The organism is Caulobacter sp. BE254 (assembly GCF_031457295.1).
GTDB lineage: Bacteria > Pseudomonadota > Alphaproteobacteria > Caulobacterales > Caulobacteraceae > Caulobacter.
On sequence record NZ_JAVDWJ010000024.1, the window covers coordinates 21,581 to 35,308 of the forward strand.

At 69.7% G+C, this 13,728-nt stretch carries 15 protein-coding genes; 9 read left to right on the forward strand and 6 right to left on the reverse strand.

Annotated features, from left to right (window positions below; genetic code table 11):
* Positions 1-8: 8 nt before the first annotated feature.
* The 3 genes from J2X41_RS24745 to folK all read right to left on the reverse strand — a co-directional run bounded on the left by J2X41_RS24745 (position 9) and on the right by folK (position 1,180).
* Positions 9-326 (reverse strand): HigA family addiction module antitoxin, encoded by a 318-nt coding sequence (locus tag J2X41_RS24745; RefSeq protein WP_310087165.1) that lies wholly within the window; start codon positions 324-326, stop codon positions 9-11.
* A gap of 24 nt (positions 327-350) precedes the next feature.
* Positions 351-632 carry a type II toxin-antitoxin system RelE/ParE family toxin gene (locus J2X41_RS24750; RefSeq protein WP_310087167.1) on the reverse strand — a complete coding sequence of 94 codons (282 nt, stop codon included), beginning with the start codon at positions 630-632 and terminating at the stop codon, positions 351-353.
* Between the two features lie 71 nt (positions 633-703).
* Positions 704-1,180 carry a 2-amino-4-hydroxy-6-hydroxymethyldihydropteridine diphosphokinase gene (folK, locus tag J2X41_RS24755; protein ID WP_310087191.1) on the reverse strand — a complete coding sequence of 159 codons (477 nt, stop codon included), beginning with the start codon at positions 1,178-1,180 and terminating at the stop codon, positions 704-706.
* Between the two features lie 56 nt (positions 1,181-1,236).
* Between folK and J2X41_RS24760 the strand changes: the two genes are divergently transcribed.
* Positions 1,237-1,845 carry an NYN domain-containing protein gene (locus J2X41_RS24760; RefSeq protein ID WP_310087169.1) on the forward strand — a complete coding sequence of 203 codons (609 nt, stop codon included), beginning with the start codon at positions 1,237-1,239 and terminating at the stop codon, positions 1,843-1,845.
* 2 nt (positions 1,846-1,847) lie between these two features.
* A complete protein-coding gene (locus J2X41_RS24765; protein ID WP_310087171.1) occupies positions 1,848-2,525 on the forward strand; it encodes a uracil-DNA glycosylase in 678 nt (225 codons plus the stop codon).
* Positions 2,526-2,573: 48 nt separating this feature from the next.
* Here J2X41_RS24765 and J2X41_RS24770 read toward each other — a convergent pair whose 3' ends face one another.
* The gene (locus J2X41_RS24770) at positions 2,574-3,542 is read right to left on the reverse strand and encodes an SMP-30/gluconolactonase/LRE family protein (RefSeq protein ID WP_310087172.1); all 969 of its coding nucleotides are present in this window, start codon (positions 3,540-3,542) and stop codon (positions 2,574-2,576) included.
* Positions 3,539-5,029: a glycerol kinase GlpK gene (gene glpK, locus J2X41_RS24775; RefSeq protein ID WP_310087173.1), complete on the reverse strand. Its 1,491-nt coding sequence runs from the start codon at positions 5,027-5,029 to the stop codon at positions 3,539-3,541. The genes J2X41_RS24770 and glpK overlap by 4 nt, the downstream gene beginning before the upstream one ends.
* Positions 5,030-5,213: 184 nt before the next feature.
* Here glpK and J2X41_RS24780 point away from each other — a divergent pair, with 184 nt between their 5' ends.
* The 4 genes from J2X41_RS24780 (at position 5,214) to J2X41_RS24795 (ending at position 8,891) form a co-directional block, all read left to right on the forward strand.
* The gene (locus J2X41_RS24780; RefSeq protein ID WP_310087193.1) at positions 5,214-6,302 is read left to right on the forward strand and encodes a DUF2336 domain-containing protein; all 1,089 of its coding nucleotides are present in this window, start codon (positions 5,214-5,216) and stop codon (positions 6,300-6,302) included.
* 245 nt (positions 6,303-6,547) lie between these two features.
* Positions 6,548-7,330, forward strand: coding sequence for an NAD kinase (locus J2X41_RS24785; RefSeq protein WP_310087176.1), 783 nt, complete (start codon positions 6,548-6,550; stop codon positions 7,328-7,330).
* 120 nt (positions 7,331-7,450) lie between these two features.
* Positions 7,451-7,933: an Hpt domain-containing protein gene (locus J2X41_RS24790; protein ID WP_310087178.1), complete on the forward strand. Its 483-nt coding sequence runs from the start codon at positions 7,451-7,453 to the stop codon at positions 7,931-7,933.
* A 121-nt stretch (positions 7,934-8,054) separates the two neighbouring features.
* Positions 8,055-8,891 carry a class I SAM-dependent methyltransferase gene (locus tag J2X41_RS24795; RefSeq protein ID WP_310087180.1) on the forward strand — a complete coding sequence of 279 codons (837 nt, stop codon included), beginning with the start codon at positions 8,055-8,057 and terminating at the stop codon, positions 8,889-8,891.
* 39 nt (positions 8,892-8,930) lie between these two features.
* Here the strand turns inward: J2X41_RS24795 and folD are convergent, their stop codons facing one another.
* Positions 8,931-9,809, reverse strand: coding sequence for a bifunctional methylenetetrahydrofolate dehydrogenase/methenyltetrahydrofolate cyclohydrolase FolD (gene folD / locus J2X41_RS24800; RefSeq protein WP_310087181.1), 879 nt, complete (start codon positions 9,807-9,809; stop codon positions 8,931-8,933).
* A gap of 109 nt (positions 9,810-9,918) precedes the next feature.
* Here folD and crtY point away from each other — a divergent pair, with 109 nt between their 5' ends.
* Genes crtY through J2X41_RS24815 form a run of 3 tightly spaced genes read left to right on the forward strand, consistent with a single transcriptional unit; the run spans position 9,919 to position 13,534 of the window.
* Positions 9,919-11,106 carry a lycopene beta-cyclase CrtY gene (gene crtY / locus J2X41_RS24805; protein ID WP_310087183.1) on the forward strand — a complete coding sequence of 396 codons (1,188 nt, stop codon included), beginning with the start codon at positions 9,919-9,921 and terminating at the stop codon, positions 11,104-11,106.
* Complete coding sequence (locus J2X41_RS24810; protein ID WP_310087185.1) at positions 11,103-12,608, forward strand: phytoene desaturase; 1,506 nt, start codon at positions 11,103-11,105, stop codon at positions 12,606-12,608. Before crtY ends, J2X41_RS24810 begins: the two co-directional genes overlap by 4 nt.
* The gene (locus J2X41_RS24815; protein WP_310087188.1) at positions 12,605-13,534 is read left to right on the forward strand and encodes a phytoene/squalene synthase family protein; all 930 of its coding nucleotides are present in this window, start codon (positions 12,605-12,607) and stop codon (positions 13,532-13,534) included. The genes J2X41_RS24810 and J2X41_RS24815 overlap by 4 nt, the downstream gene beginning before the upstream one ends.
* Positions 13,535-13,728: the final 194 nt, after the last annotated feature.

The following is a 13,728-nucleotide window of genomic DNA, read 5'->3' on the forward strand; positions in this document are numbered from 1 at the left end:
AATCCCGGCTAGGCGGCGCTCAGCGGCTTGATCGCGGCGAGCGCCTCGCGACTGGCGATCGCGTCCTTCGACAGATCGTGCTGCGCTTGCAGGTTCATCCAATATTCGGCCGAAGTTCCGAACACGCGCCCAAGGCGCAACGCCGTATCGGCCGTCACCGATCGTTGCTCGCGTACCAACTGCTCCACCCGACTGCGATCCTTGAGGCCCATGGCCTTGGCCAAGCCACCCGCCGACAAATTGAAGGCCGGCAGATAGTCCTCGCGCAAATGCTCGCCGGGGTGGGCCAGCGGCGTCTTGAAGGTCGTGTAGTCGCGGATAGTCATCCTATTGTCCCGTGTCGGTCGACATCAGTGATAGTCGACGAATTCAACGCTCTCGGGGCCGTTGACGCCCCACTCGAAGCAGATCCGGAATTGGTCGTTGACGCTGATCGACCATTGGCCCGCCCTGTCGTGAACCAGTCGATGAAGACGATTGCCGGGCGGCGTGCGCAAATCCTCGACCTGGGTCGCGGCGTCTAGCGCTTGCAGCCGTCGACGGGTCACCACGAGGAGATCGCCGGGGAAGCCCTTGGGACTTTCACCTTCGAAGACCTGCTGGATCAGCCTTCCTTTCCAACTCTGGATCATCGGCCCTCCCCGACAGATTGTAGCTCATGACGCTACACATGCAAGAACTTGTAGCGCATCGCACTACACTTTCATTGGGGGCGCGCGTCGCGTCCCACCGTCGCCGTCGCGGCCAAGTCCGCCGCCGTTCGGTCGTTGACCGGGTGACGCCAGTCGGGCGCGATCTCCGCCAGCGGTCCCATCACGAACAAGCGCTCGTGGGCCCGAGGGTGAGGGACGATCAATCCCGCCTCGGTCACCGTCCGACCATGGACGATGAGGTCCAGGTCCAGGGTGCGGGGGGCGTTGGCCTCGGCGCGCACGCGGCCGAAACGGGCTTCGATGCGGTGCAAGGCCGCCAGCAGGTCGACCGCCGCCAACGCCGTCTCGACCAAGGCCACGCCGTTGAGATAGGCTGGCGCGGTCGGGTCGGGCCAAGCGGCCGAGGTCCACCAGGACGAGCGGGCGGCCGCCGTCAGCCCTTCGTCCGCCAGGGCCGCGAGCGCGGCCTCCAACAGCGCCTCGCGACTCGGATAGGATCCAGGCAGACTGCAACCCAGGGCGACCACCGCGATTTCATCCAGCCATTTTTGATCGTGCTGATTTTTCAAGGAATTCCGATCACGTGACCTTCTACCCGACCGAGCGCCTGGCGCTGTTCATCGACGGGGCCAACTTCTTCTCCGCCGCCAAGGCGCTGGGCTTCGACATCGACTACCGCAAGCTGCTGGACGAGTTCCGCAAGCGCGGGATCCTGGTGCGCGCCTACTACTACACCGCCATCGCCGAGAACGAGGAGTATTCCCCGATCCGGCCCTTGGTCGACTGGCTGGACTACAACGGCTTCACCCTGGTGACCAAGCCGGCCCGCGAATTCACCGACAGCCAGGGCCGCAAGCGCTGGCGCGGCGACATGGACATCGAGATCGCCGTCGACATGATGGAGATGGCCCAGACCGTCGATCACCTGGTGCTGTTCTCGGGCGACGGCGACTTCCGCGCCCTGGTCGAGGCCGTGCAGCGCAAGGGCCGGCGCGTCACCGTGGTCTCGACGATGAAGAGCCAGCCGCCGATGACCAGCGACGACCTGCGCCGTCAGGCCGACAACTTCGTGGACCTGGCCGACCTGGGCGCCATCATCGGCCGGCCGCAGCGGTCCAACCCCCTGCCCCGCTTCGTCACCGAGCCGGCGCGGGGTCCGGAACGGCGCGACGACGACGCCGACGAAGACTGAGCATGGGCCAGCACTCCAACATCCCCGGCGAGGTCGTGCCCTCGCCCGCCGAGCCGCCGCGCGACTGCCCGCTCTGCCCGCGCCTGGTGGCCTATCGCCGCGAGAACCGGGACCTCTATCCCGACTGGTTCAACGGCCCGGCCCCGTCGTTCGGCGACCATGAGGCGCGGCTGCTGGTCGTGGGCCTGGCCCCCGGCCGCAAGGGCGCCAACCGCACCGGCCGGCCGTTCACCGGCGACTATGCCGGGACCCTGCTCTACGACACCCTGATCAAGTACGGCTTCGCCACGGGCAAGTTCGAGGCCCGGCCCGACGACTCCCTGAAGCTGATCGGCAGCGCGGTGACCAACGCCGTCCGCTGCGCCCCGCCCGGCAACAAGCCTGAGACCAGTGAAGAGAACAACTGCCGTCCGTTCCTGACCGCGCGGCTGGAGATGTTCCCCAACCTCAAGGCCATCGTCACCCTGGGCGACGTCTCGCGCCGCAACCTGCTCAAGGCCCTGGGCCTGAAGGCCTCGGCCGGCCTTCCCGGCCATGGCACGGAGTTCCAGGCCGGGCCCTACCGGGTGTTCAACAGCTATCACTGCTCGCGGTTGAACACGAACACCGGCCGGCTGACGACGCCGATGTTCGAGGACCTGTTTGGACGGGTGAAGGCGTACCTGGACGCCAATCCGTAGCGCGCGCGTGCTGATGGGGACAGGCACATGTGCCTGTCCCCATCCGATTCACCACACCAGCCCCGTCGTCTTCAGCCGCACCCGCGCCAGGGTGTGGTTCGAGGCCAGGAACAGGGTGCGTCCGTCCTCGCCGAACGCGCAGTTGGCGATGGCCGTGCCCGTCTCGATCACCCCGATCAGCTCGGCCTGCGGCGTCAGCACCAGCACACCGCCCGGGCCGGTGGCGTAGAGCCGGCCGTCGGTGTCCAGGCACATGCCGTCGGGCAGGCCCGGGCCGCCGGCCTCGCGCAACGGCATGGCGTCGAAGAACAGCGCCTTTGATGTCGGCAGGCCGTCCGGCCCCAGGTCGTAGACCACCAGCTTGGGATCGTCGGGATCCGAGACCGAGACATAGAGCCGGCTCTGGTCGGGCGACAGGGCGATCCCGTTCGGGAAGGTCAGCTCGGCGTCCAGCAGGTCCAAGGTTCCGTCCGGCGACAGACGATAGACGCCGTTGAAGTCCAGCTCGCGCAGCGGCGAGGCGTTGCGGCCCTTCAGGCCGTAGGTCGGGTCGGTGAAATAGATCGCCCCCGTCGCCGCCACGGCCAGGTCGTTGGGGCTGTTGAACCGCTTGCCCTGCCAGCGGTCGAGCAGGAAGGTCTTTTCCCGGGTCTTCAGGTCGATCCTGGCCAGGGCGCGGTTGCCGTGGTCGCAGGCCAGCAGGTGGCCGGCGGCGTCCAGCGCCATACCGTTCTGGCCCGGCTCGGCGAAGGCGTCGGTGGGCGGACCGTCATAGCCGGAGGGGTTCAGAACCTCGCTGACGCCGTCCGCCGCGCTCCAGCGGTACATGACGTTGCCCGGCACGTCGGAGAACACCAGGTAGCCGCCATCGCGCACCCAGACCGGCCCCTCGGCCCAGACGAAGCCGTCGGCCAGCTGCTGGATCTGCGCGTCCGGCGCGACGACGGCGTCGAGCTTGGGGGAAAGGCGGTGGATCTGGCCGACGGCGGGATAGGTCACGACGGGCGCCTCGCTCACGAACGCACCCTCGGCAGCGCATCCAGCCATCTGGCGTAGGCCTCTTCACGCACATTGACGCTCACCGCCGGCGTCAGCACCTCCGCTTCCGGCCGCGCCTTCACCGCGTCCTCCACCGAGCCGTAGACGCCCGCCCCCACCCCGGCGAACAGGGCCGCGCCCAGGGCGGTGGTCTCCTGATAGCGGGCGCGGTGCACGGGCAGGCCGGTCAGGTCGGCCAGGCGCTGGCTGAACCAGGCGCTCTTGGCCATGCCGCCGTCGATGCGCAGGGCGGCGTCCTCGAAGGCCGAGGGGGCGTCCGCCCGCATGGCCTCGATCAGGTCGCGGCCCTGGAAGATACAGGAGTCGAAGGTCGCCTGAGCGATCTCGGCCAGCCCGGCGTCGCGGGTCAGGCCGAACACCGCGCCCCGCGCCTCGGCGTCCCACCAGGGTGCGCCAAGGCCCGTGAAGGCCGGGACCACCACCACCCCGTGCTCAGCTCGGGCCGAGCGGGCCAGGGCCTCGGCCCCGCGCGGGCCGCCGGTGACCCCCAGCCCCTCGTTCAGCCATTGGATCGCGGCCCCGGCCACGAAAATCGAGCCCTCCAGGGCATAGGTCGTCCGCCCAGCGACCCGCGCCGCCACCGTGGTCAGCAGTCGCGACGCAGAGCGCGGTCGGTCCTCGCCGGTGTTGACCAGCATGAAGCCGCCGGTGCCGTAGGTGACCTTCATCTCCCCCGGATGGATGCAGCCCTGCCCCATCAGCGCCGCCTGCTGGTCGCCGGCCACGCCGCGGATCGGCAGGGGCCGGCCCAGGATGTCGGGCGTCACCTGGCCGTAGTCGGCGGCGCAGTCCAGCACCGCCGGCAGCAGGGCGCGGGGCACGTCCAGCAGGGCCAGCATTTCGTCCGACCAGTCCTGGGTCTGGATGTCGAACAGCAGGGTGCGCGAGGCGTTGGTGGCGTCGGTGACGTGCGCCCCTTTTCCAGTCAGCCTCCAGATGACCCAACTGTCGATCGTGCCGCACAGCAGTTCGCCCGCCTCGGCCCGGCGGCGCGCGCCGGGGACCTTGTCGAGGATCCAGGCGATCTTGGTGCCCGAGAAATAGGGGTCCAGCAGCAGGCCGGTGGCGGCTGTGACCGCCGGCTCGTGGCCTTCGTCGCGCAGCCGGTCGCAGACCTCGGCCGTGCGGCGGTCCTGCCAGACGATGGCCGGATGGATCGGGCGGCCGGTGGCCTTGTCCCAGACCACCACGGTCTCGCGCTGGTTGGTGATCCCCAGGGCGACGATGTCGGCGCTGTCGCGGTCGCATTTCTCGACCGCGTCGCGCAACACGCCCACGCAGGCCGCGTAGATCTCCTCGGCGTCGTGCTCGACCCAGCCGTCCCGGGGATAGCTCTGGCGCAGCGGCCGGCTGGCGTCGCACACCGGCTTGCCGTCGGTCTGGAACAGGATGGCCCGGGTGCTGGTGGTGCCTTGATCGAGCGCGAGGATCAGAGGTTGGCCCATGCGTCTTGCGTCTCCCTGGCGGTCTTCTCGACGGTCTTTTTCCTGCGGCATCGGGACGCTTTTCATCGTCCGTGCGTGATTCCCCTGTTTAAGCATGTTTTCATCTGACGCCGCCAAGGTCCGTCTTGGTTAAGCTCGGATTTCGAGGAGGCTGGTGAGCCCTTCCGCCCAGACCGCGCAGCTTCTGTCCCTGGCCCGCAGCCGCGAGCCGGCCGACCGCGAGCGCCTGCTCGCCGGCATCGTGGAGATGTGCGACGCCGGCCAGGCCGAGGGTCGCCCGACCGCGCCCGAGGTCCAGGTCCTGCTCGACTCGATCTTCATGAGCCTGGTGGTCGAGGCTGAGCGCGACATCCGCGCCCGCCTGGCCCAGAGCCTGGCCGACGCCGCCTGGGCGCCGCCGGCCCTGATCAACATCCTGGCCCTGGACGAGATCGAGATCGCCCGCCCGATCATCGCCCGCAGCCCCGTCCTGCAGGACCGCGACCTGATCCGCCTGCTGGTCCAGGCCACGCTGGAACACCAGATCGAGATCGCCCGCCGCCCGCGGCTGTCGCCGGCCGTCGTCGACGCCATCCTGGCCAAGGACGAGTCGGCCGTGCTGACCGCCCTGGCCTCCAACCCCACCGCCCAGATCTCGCCCGAGGGCCTGCGCCGCCTGGTCGACAAGGCCCGGGAGGTGGTCGCCCTGCGCTCGCCCCTGGCCCGGCATCCCAACCTGTCCGGCGACCTGGCCGAGCAGCTGTACCTGTGGGTGGGCCGCGCCCTGCGCGACGCCCTGACCGCCCGTTTCCAGCTGGATCCCGACCGGATGGCCACCGCGGTCGAGGCCGCCCTGCGCGGCGCCCATTCCGGCGCGGCCGAGGTCGTCGACCGCCCCGTCGTCGAGCAAGCCGAGGACCGCGAGGCGATGGAGGCGGCCCTGGTCGAGAAGCTGGATTCCGCCGGCCAACTTCGCCCGGGCTATCTGCTGCGGGTGCTGCGCGAGCGCCGCCTGCCGCTGTTCCTGTTCGCCCTGGCCCGCCTGGGCCGCTTCGACGTGCGCCAGGTGCGGCGAGCGGTCGACAGCGACCGTCCTGAACTGCTGGCCCTGGCCTGCTCGGCCGTGGGCATAGACCGCAGCGTGTTCCCGACCATCCTGGCCCATGTGCGCGAGCTGAACGGCGGTCGTCCCGGCGGCGGCGCCGAAGCGGCCCGCAAGGCCAGCGGCGCCTTCGGGCCCTTCGCCCCCGACATCGCGGCCATGGCGTTCCGCCGGGCCGTCAGCGCTGCTTAAGCGGGACCGTCCACTTTCGCCCCCTTCGTTGTCATCCCGCCTCGGGCCGCGTGAGCGGTCCGCCTACGGCGAACTGGGCGCGTAGCGCGCAGATCCGGGACCGGCGCGTGAACTCAGCGCTTCCGGCGGTCCCGGATCGGCGCTTCGCTTGTCCGGGATGACAAGCTTTTGAGAGCGCCGACCACCAGGCGCTCATACCAAAACCCAGGTTTGACAACCCGCCGCCGATCCAGCCTCTTGGCGGCATGTTCCAGCCCCTGCCCTTCGTGACTCGCCTGACCTTCAAGGCCAGTGATCGCCCCGAGGCGCAGGAGGCGATGGAACGCCTGCGCGGCCGCTACGGCGACGTCGGCGACGAATCCGCGCAGGTGATCATCGCCCTGGGCGGCGACGGCTTCATGCTGGAGACCCTGCACGACACCTTGCAGCGCCAGACGCCGATCTACGGCATGAACCGCGGCTCGGTCGGTTTCCTGATGAACGAGTACAGCGAGGATGGCCTGCTGGAGCGGATCAACGTCGCCGAGCGGGCCGTGATCCACCCGCTGGCCATGGTCGCCATCGACGCCAACCGCAAGCAGCACCGGGCCTTGGCCATCAACGAAGTCTCGCTGCTGCGCCAGACCCGCCAGACCGCCAAGCTGCGCATCAGCATCGACGGCAAGGTGCGGATGGGCGAGCTGGTCTGCGACGGGGCCCTGCTGGCCACCCCGGCCGGCTCGACGGCCTACAACCTGTCGGCCCACGGCCCGATCATCCCGATCGGGGCCCAGGTTCTGGCCCTCACCCCGATCAGCGCTTTCCGCCCCCGGCGCTGGCGTGGCGCGCTTTTGCCGCAGACCGCCAGGGTGACGTTCGAGATCCTGGAGTGCGATAAGAGACCGGTAAGCGCCGTGGCCGATAATTTCGAAGTTCGCGACGTCGTTGAGGTTCACATCGCCGAGGACAGCAGCGCCAGCCTCTCCATGCTCTTCGACGCGGGTCGAAGCTTAGAAGAGCGGGTCCTGACGGAGCAGTTCTCGGCCTGACAACACGGAGGATTATTGGTCAGGGCACTGCCGGCCCATTGGTCAGATTGAAACGGGCGTCTCATCTAATGTTAACGCCTTGATCCTATATGTCAGACCAATGCTCAGGGAGAAGCGTCCGTGACCAACAAGTCCGCCGCGGAAGTGATTCAGGTGCCGAACATGCTCAAGCTCAAGGTTGGGGGACGAGGCGGGATCGACATGGCGGCGATCGCCAAGGCCGAGGCCGCCCTGAAAAGTCTGTCGGGCAACTTCGCCCAGTGGCTGGACGACGAGATCGTCAAGCTGGAGGCCGCCCGCCAGGACGTCCGCGCCCGGGGCCTGACCGCCGAGACGGTCGAGACCCTCTACCTACGCGCCCACGACCTGAAGGGCCTGGGGGCCACCTACGAATTTCCGTTGATCACCCGCCTGGCCGGCTCGCTGTGCAAGCTGATCGACGATCCGGCGACCCGCTTGGCCGCCCCCATGTTCCTGGTCGACGCCCACATCGACGCCATCAAGGCCTGCGTGCGCGACGACATCAAGGTCGACACACATCCGGTGGGCAAGGTCCTGGCCGCCGAGCTGGAAGGCCGCGTGGCGGAGTATCTGGCCGGCTGATCGACCTGCATCGAACAACCTGAAGAGCCCCGGCCAGCGCCGGGGCTTTTTCTTTGCGTCGAGCCTCGCCGATCGCGCCTGGCCTTCCCATGTCGACGACTGGACCGACCGGGGACGCCGCATGATCGAGAAAGAACCCAGCCGCACGGCCTGGATGGCGGCGACGCACCGGGCCGCGCATCAGGTGCTTGAGAGCGGCCGGATCTTCGCCGACCCGCTGGCCCTGCCGATCCTGGGCCTCGACGCCGAGACGGTCGCGCGCGACGCTCTGGCCCATCCGGCACGGCGAGCCATGCGGGCCTTCGTCGCCGCCCGCTCGGCGTTCGCGGAAACCGCCCTGGCCCGCGCCGTCGAGGGGCGCGGCCTGGACCAACTGGTCGTGCTGGGGGCGGGCCTGGACACCTTCGCCTATCGCAACCCCTTCGCCGACCGCCTCAGGGTGTTCGAGGTCGACCATCCCGCCACCCAGGCCTGGAAACGTCGCCGACTGGGCGAGGCCGGCGTGGCCGCGCCAGGCGATTTGGTCTACGCCGCCGTCGATTTTGAGCGCGACACCTTGCTGGATGGTCTGCGAAACGCTGGATTCGACGACCGCCGGCCCGCGTTCTTCGTGTGGCTGGGCGTGGCTCCCTATCTGACGCCGCAAGCCGTTCGCGCCACCCTGGCGGTGATCGGCGGCCTGCCGGGCTCGGCCGTGGTGTTCGACTATGCCGACCCACCTTCGGCGCTCTCGGACGAGGCTCGCGCCGCGCACGTCCTGAGGGCCGAGCGGGTGGCGGCGCTGGGTGAACCCTGGCTCAGCTATTTCGAGCCCGCCGTCCTGCACGCGCTGCTGCGGAACCTGGGTTTCGTCGCCATCGAGGATCTCGGACCGCCCGACCTGGCCCGCCGCTACTGGCCCGTCGTCGCGCGACAAGCGCCCGAGCGGGGCGGCCATGTCCTGCTCGCCGCGACCTGATCGGGCTCGATACCCGCTAGGCGCGAACCGATCCGGCCGCTAGTCCGCGATCCCGTTCAACCGCTTGGCGGCGGCAACGGTGTTGGCCAGCAGCATGGCGATGGTCATCGGTCCCACCCCGCCCGGCACGGGGGTGATGGCGCCGGCGACCGCCTTGGCCGCCTCGAAGTCGACGTCGCCGACCAGGCGGGTCTTGCCATCTTCCTTGGGGATGCGGTTGATGCCGACGTCGATGACGGTCGCGCCCGGCTTGATCCAGTCGCCCTTGACCATCTGCGGCCGGCCGACGGCGGCCACCAGGATGTCGGCCTCGCGGCAGACGGCGGCCAGGTCCTGGGTGCGCGAATGGGCGATGGTGACGGTGCAGTCGGCGGCCAGCAGCAGTTGCGCCATCGGCTTGCCCATCAGGTTGGAGCGTCCGACCACCACCGCGCGCTTGCCGCTCAGATCGCCGACCACGTCCTTCAGCAGCACCATGCAGCCGGCCGGGGTGCAGGCGGTCAGGGCCGGCAGGCCGCTGGCCAGGCGGCCGGCGTTGGTCACGGTCAGGCCGTCGACGTCCTTGTCGGGCGAGATCGCCGCGACGATGGCCGCCTGGCTCATGTGGTCGGGGACGGGGAACTGCACCAGCACGCCGTGGATGGCCGGGTCGTCGTTCAGCCGCTCGACCAGCGACAGCAGCTCGGCCTGCGAGGTCTCGGCCGGCAGGCGATGGGTTTCGGAGTGCATGCCGGCGGCCAGGGTCTGCTCGCCCTTGCTGCGCACATAGACCTGGCTGGCGGGGTCCTCCCCGACCAACACCACGGCCAGGCCCGGCGTCAGGCCGTGCTCGGCCTTCAGGACGGCGACCTCGGCGGCCACCTGCTCGCGCAACCGGGCCGCGAAGGCCTTGCCGTCGATGATTCTGGCTTGCGACATGGGCGTCTCCCGTTTGCGCGTGCCTAACGTCTCCCTGGACGCCACGCAATACGCACGGCCGCGTGCAGGAAGTCGCTTGAGCTTCGTCCAATCATGCTAGAGGCGGAGCATGGTCCCCGCGCCCCCGACCCAACGCGCCGACGTCGTCCTGGTGGGCGGCGGCCTGGCCAACGGCTTGATCGCCCTGCGGCTGAAGAGCCTGCGGCCCCGGCTGCGCGTCATCCTGCTGGAACAGGGCGCGACGATCGGCGGCGAGCACACCTGGTGCCACTTCGCCACCGACGTCGACGCGGTCGAGGCCGGCTGGCTGCGGCCGCTGATCGTCCACCGCTGGTCGGGCTACGAGGTTCGCTTTCCCGCCCACCGGCGAGCGTTGCCGACCGACTACCTGGCCATCACGTCGGAGCGCCTGCACCAGGTGGTCGGCGCCGCCCTCGGCCCCGACGCCTGGCTGTCGGCCATCGTGGCGGACGTCAATCCGCACCAGGTGACCCTGGCCGACGGCCGGACCATCGCGGCGGGGGCGGTGATCGACGGGCGCGGCCCGCGCAGGAGCCCCAGCCTGGCCCTGGGCTACCAGAAGTTCGTCGGCCAGGGGGTGCGGTTGACCGCCCCGCACGGCCTGACCCGGCCGATCATCATGGACGCCACGGTCTCGCAGGAGGACGGCTACCGCTTCGTCTACGTCCTGCCGCTGGACGCCACGCGCCTGCTGATCGAGGACACCCGCTACAGCGACGGCCCGGCCCTAGACCGGCCCGCCCTGCGCCGCGCCATCGCCGCCTACGCCGCGGACCAGGGCTGGACCATCGCCGCGATCGAGCGCGAGGAGGACGGGATCCTGCCCATCGCCCTGGGCGGCGACATCGACGCCTACTGGCGCGAGGCCCCGCCCCACGTCGCCGAGGTGGGCCTGCGCGCGGTCCTGTTCCAGCCGACCACCGGCTATTCCCTGCCCGACGCCGCCCGCCTGGCCGAGGCCGTGGCCGCCCTGCCGCGCGTCACCAGCGCCAGCGTCCGCGCCTGCGTCGAGGCCCAGTCCAAGACCGTCTGGCGGCGGCGGCGCTTCCTGCGCCTGCTGAACCGCATGCTGTTCCGGGCCTGCGCGCCGCAGGACCGCTACAAGGTGCTGGAGCGGTTCTACCGCCTGTCGCCTGGACTGATCCAACGCTTCTACGCCGCGCGGCTGACCCGGTGGGACAAGGCGCGGATCCTGGTCGGCAAGCCGCCCGTGCCAATCTCGGCGGCCATCAAGTGCATCGACGAACGCTCGGTGTCCGGAGGACAAGACGCATGACGACGACCCCGAAGCCAAAAGCCGCCGTGATCGGCGCCGGGTTCGGCGGCCTGGCCCTGGCCGTCCGTCTGCAGTCGAGCGGCTTCGACGTCACGTTGTTCGAGGCCCGCGAGAAGCCGGGCGGCCGGGCCTATGTCTGGCATGACGACGGCTTCACCTTCGACGCCGGCCCAACGGTGATCACCGATCCCGATTGCCTGAAGGAACTGTTCGCATTGAGCGGCCGCCGGATCGAGGACTATGTCGAGCTGCTGCCGGTCGATCCGTTCTACCGCCTGGTCTGGGAGGACGGCGACGTCTTCGACTACGTCAACGACCAGGAAGGCCTGGACCGCCAGATCGCCGCCCGCAATCCGGCCGACGTCGAGGGCTATCGCCGCTTCCACGCCTATTCCGAGGAGCTGTACCAGAAGGGCTATGTCGAGCTGGGCGCCGTGCCGTTCCTCGACTTCGGGGCCATGCTGGCCAACGCCCCGGCCCTGATGAAGCTGCAGGCCTGGCGCAGCGTCTATGACAAGGTCGCCGGCTTCGTGAAGGACGAGCATGTGCGCCAGGCGCTGTCGTTCCACAGCCTGCTGGTCGGCGGCAGCCCGTTCGCCACCTCGTCGATCTACGCCCTGATCCACGCGCTGGAGCGGCGTGGCGGCGTCTGGTTCCCGCGCGGCGGCACCCACGCCCTGATCCGGGCGCTGGTCCAGCTGTTCCAGGACCTGGGCGGGACGATCCACCTGTCGGCGCCGATCCAGAAGATCACCACCAAGGCCGGCCGCGCAACCGGGGTGATCCGCGCCGACGGCCAGTTCGAGGCCTTCGACACCGTCGCCTCCAACGCCGACGTCATGCACACCTATCGCGCCCTGCTGGCCGACGATCCGCGCGGCAAGAAGGTCGGCAAGGCCCTGGAGGCCAAGCGCTGGAGCCCGTCGCTGTTCGTGGTCTATTTCGGCCTGAAGACCACCCACCCCGAGATCCGCCACCACACCATCTGCTTCGGCAATCGCTATCGCGAGCTGATCGGCGAGATCTACGGCAAGGACGGCCTGGCCGACGACTTCTCGCTGTATCTGCACCACCCCACCGCCAGCGACCCGGCCATGGCGCCGGAGGGCTGCTCGGCCTTCTACGCCCTGTCGCCGGTGCCTAATCTGAAGACGGCGAACATCGACTGGGCGGTCGAGGGGCCCGGGTACCGCGACAAGATCCTGGCCTATCTGGAGAAGCACTACATCCCCGGCCTGACCGCCGATCTCGTCACCAGCCGCTTCATCACCCCGGACGACTTCGTGAGCGACCTCAACGCCTGGCAGGGCGCGGCCTTCTCGCTGGAGCCGATCCTGACCCAGAGCGCCTTCTTCCGCACCCACAACCGCGACGACGTCATTCCCAACCTCTATTTCGTCGGGGCCGGCACCCACCCGGGCGCCGGCATCCCCGGGGTGGTCGGCTCGGCCAAGGCGACGGCCGGGCTGATGATCGACGACTACGCGACCCTGCCGGCATGAGCGACCTGGAAGACCAGAGCCGCGCGGCGATTCAGAAGGGCAGCAAGAGCTTCGCCGCCGCCGCCGCCCTGTTCGACGCCCAGACCCGGGCCGACGCCGAGATGCTCTACGCCTGGTGCCGCCATTGCGACGACGTCATCGACGGCCAGACCCTGGGCCACGGCATGAGCCCCGTCGCCGACGCCCCGGCCCGACTGGAGGCGCTGTACGCCCAGACCCGAGCCGCCCTGGCCGGCGAGACCCCGACCGACCCGGTGTTCGCGGCCTTCCAGACCGTGGCCCTGCGGCGCGGCATCCCCGAACGCTACGCGCTCGACATGATCGACGGTTTCGCCATGGACGTGGCCGGCCGGCGCTACGCCACCCTGGACGAACTGCTGGAATACTGCTGGGGCGTGGCCGGGGTGGTCGGGACGATGATGGCCCTGGTCATGGGCGTGAAGCCCGACGACCTGCCCACCTTGCGCCGCGCCCAGGACCTGGGTCTGGCCTTCCAGCTGACCAACATCGCCCGCGACATCGTCGAGGACGCCCGCAACGGCCGGGTCTACGTGCCCGGCGACTGGCTGGACGAGTTGGGCGTGCCAAAGGACGCCGTGGCCGATCCGGCTCACCGCGACGCCGTGGCGGCGCTGGCGCGACGCCTGGTCGACGCGGCCGAACCCTACTACGCCTCCGCCCGCTGGGGCCTGCGCGACCTGCCGGTCCGCTGCGCCTGGGCGATCGGCGCGGCGCGCGGGGTCTATCGCCAGATCGGCCTGGACGTCGTCAAGGCCGGCGCCAGCGCCTGGGACGAACGGGTGGTGGTCAGCGGCCGGATGAAGGCCTGGCGGGCGCTGGAAGGCGGCGTCGTGGCCCTGCGCTCGGCGACGCTGGACCGCTGGGGCCCGCCGCCCCAGCGGCCGGCGATGTGGTCGCGGATCTAGATCCTCCCCCTGTGGGGGAGGTGTCGGCGAAGCCGACGGCGGGGGGCGTGATCGGTCCGTTCGGCAAACTCCCCCCACCGGCCTTCGGCCGCCTCCCCCGTGGGCAGGGGAATCGCATTTGATGCGGCTGGGGAGTTGCCAGAGATTTGCTGATCGATTCTGACAGTGTTTCCGTAATGAGGAGGCGCTGATTT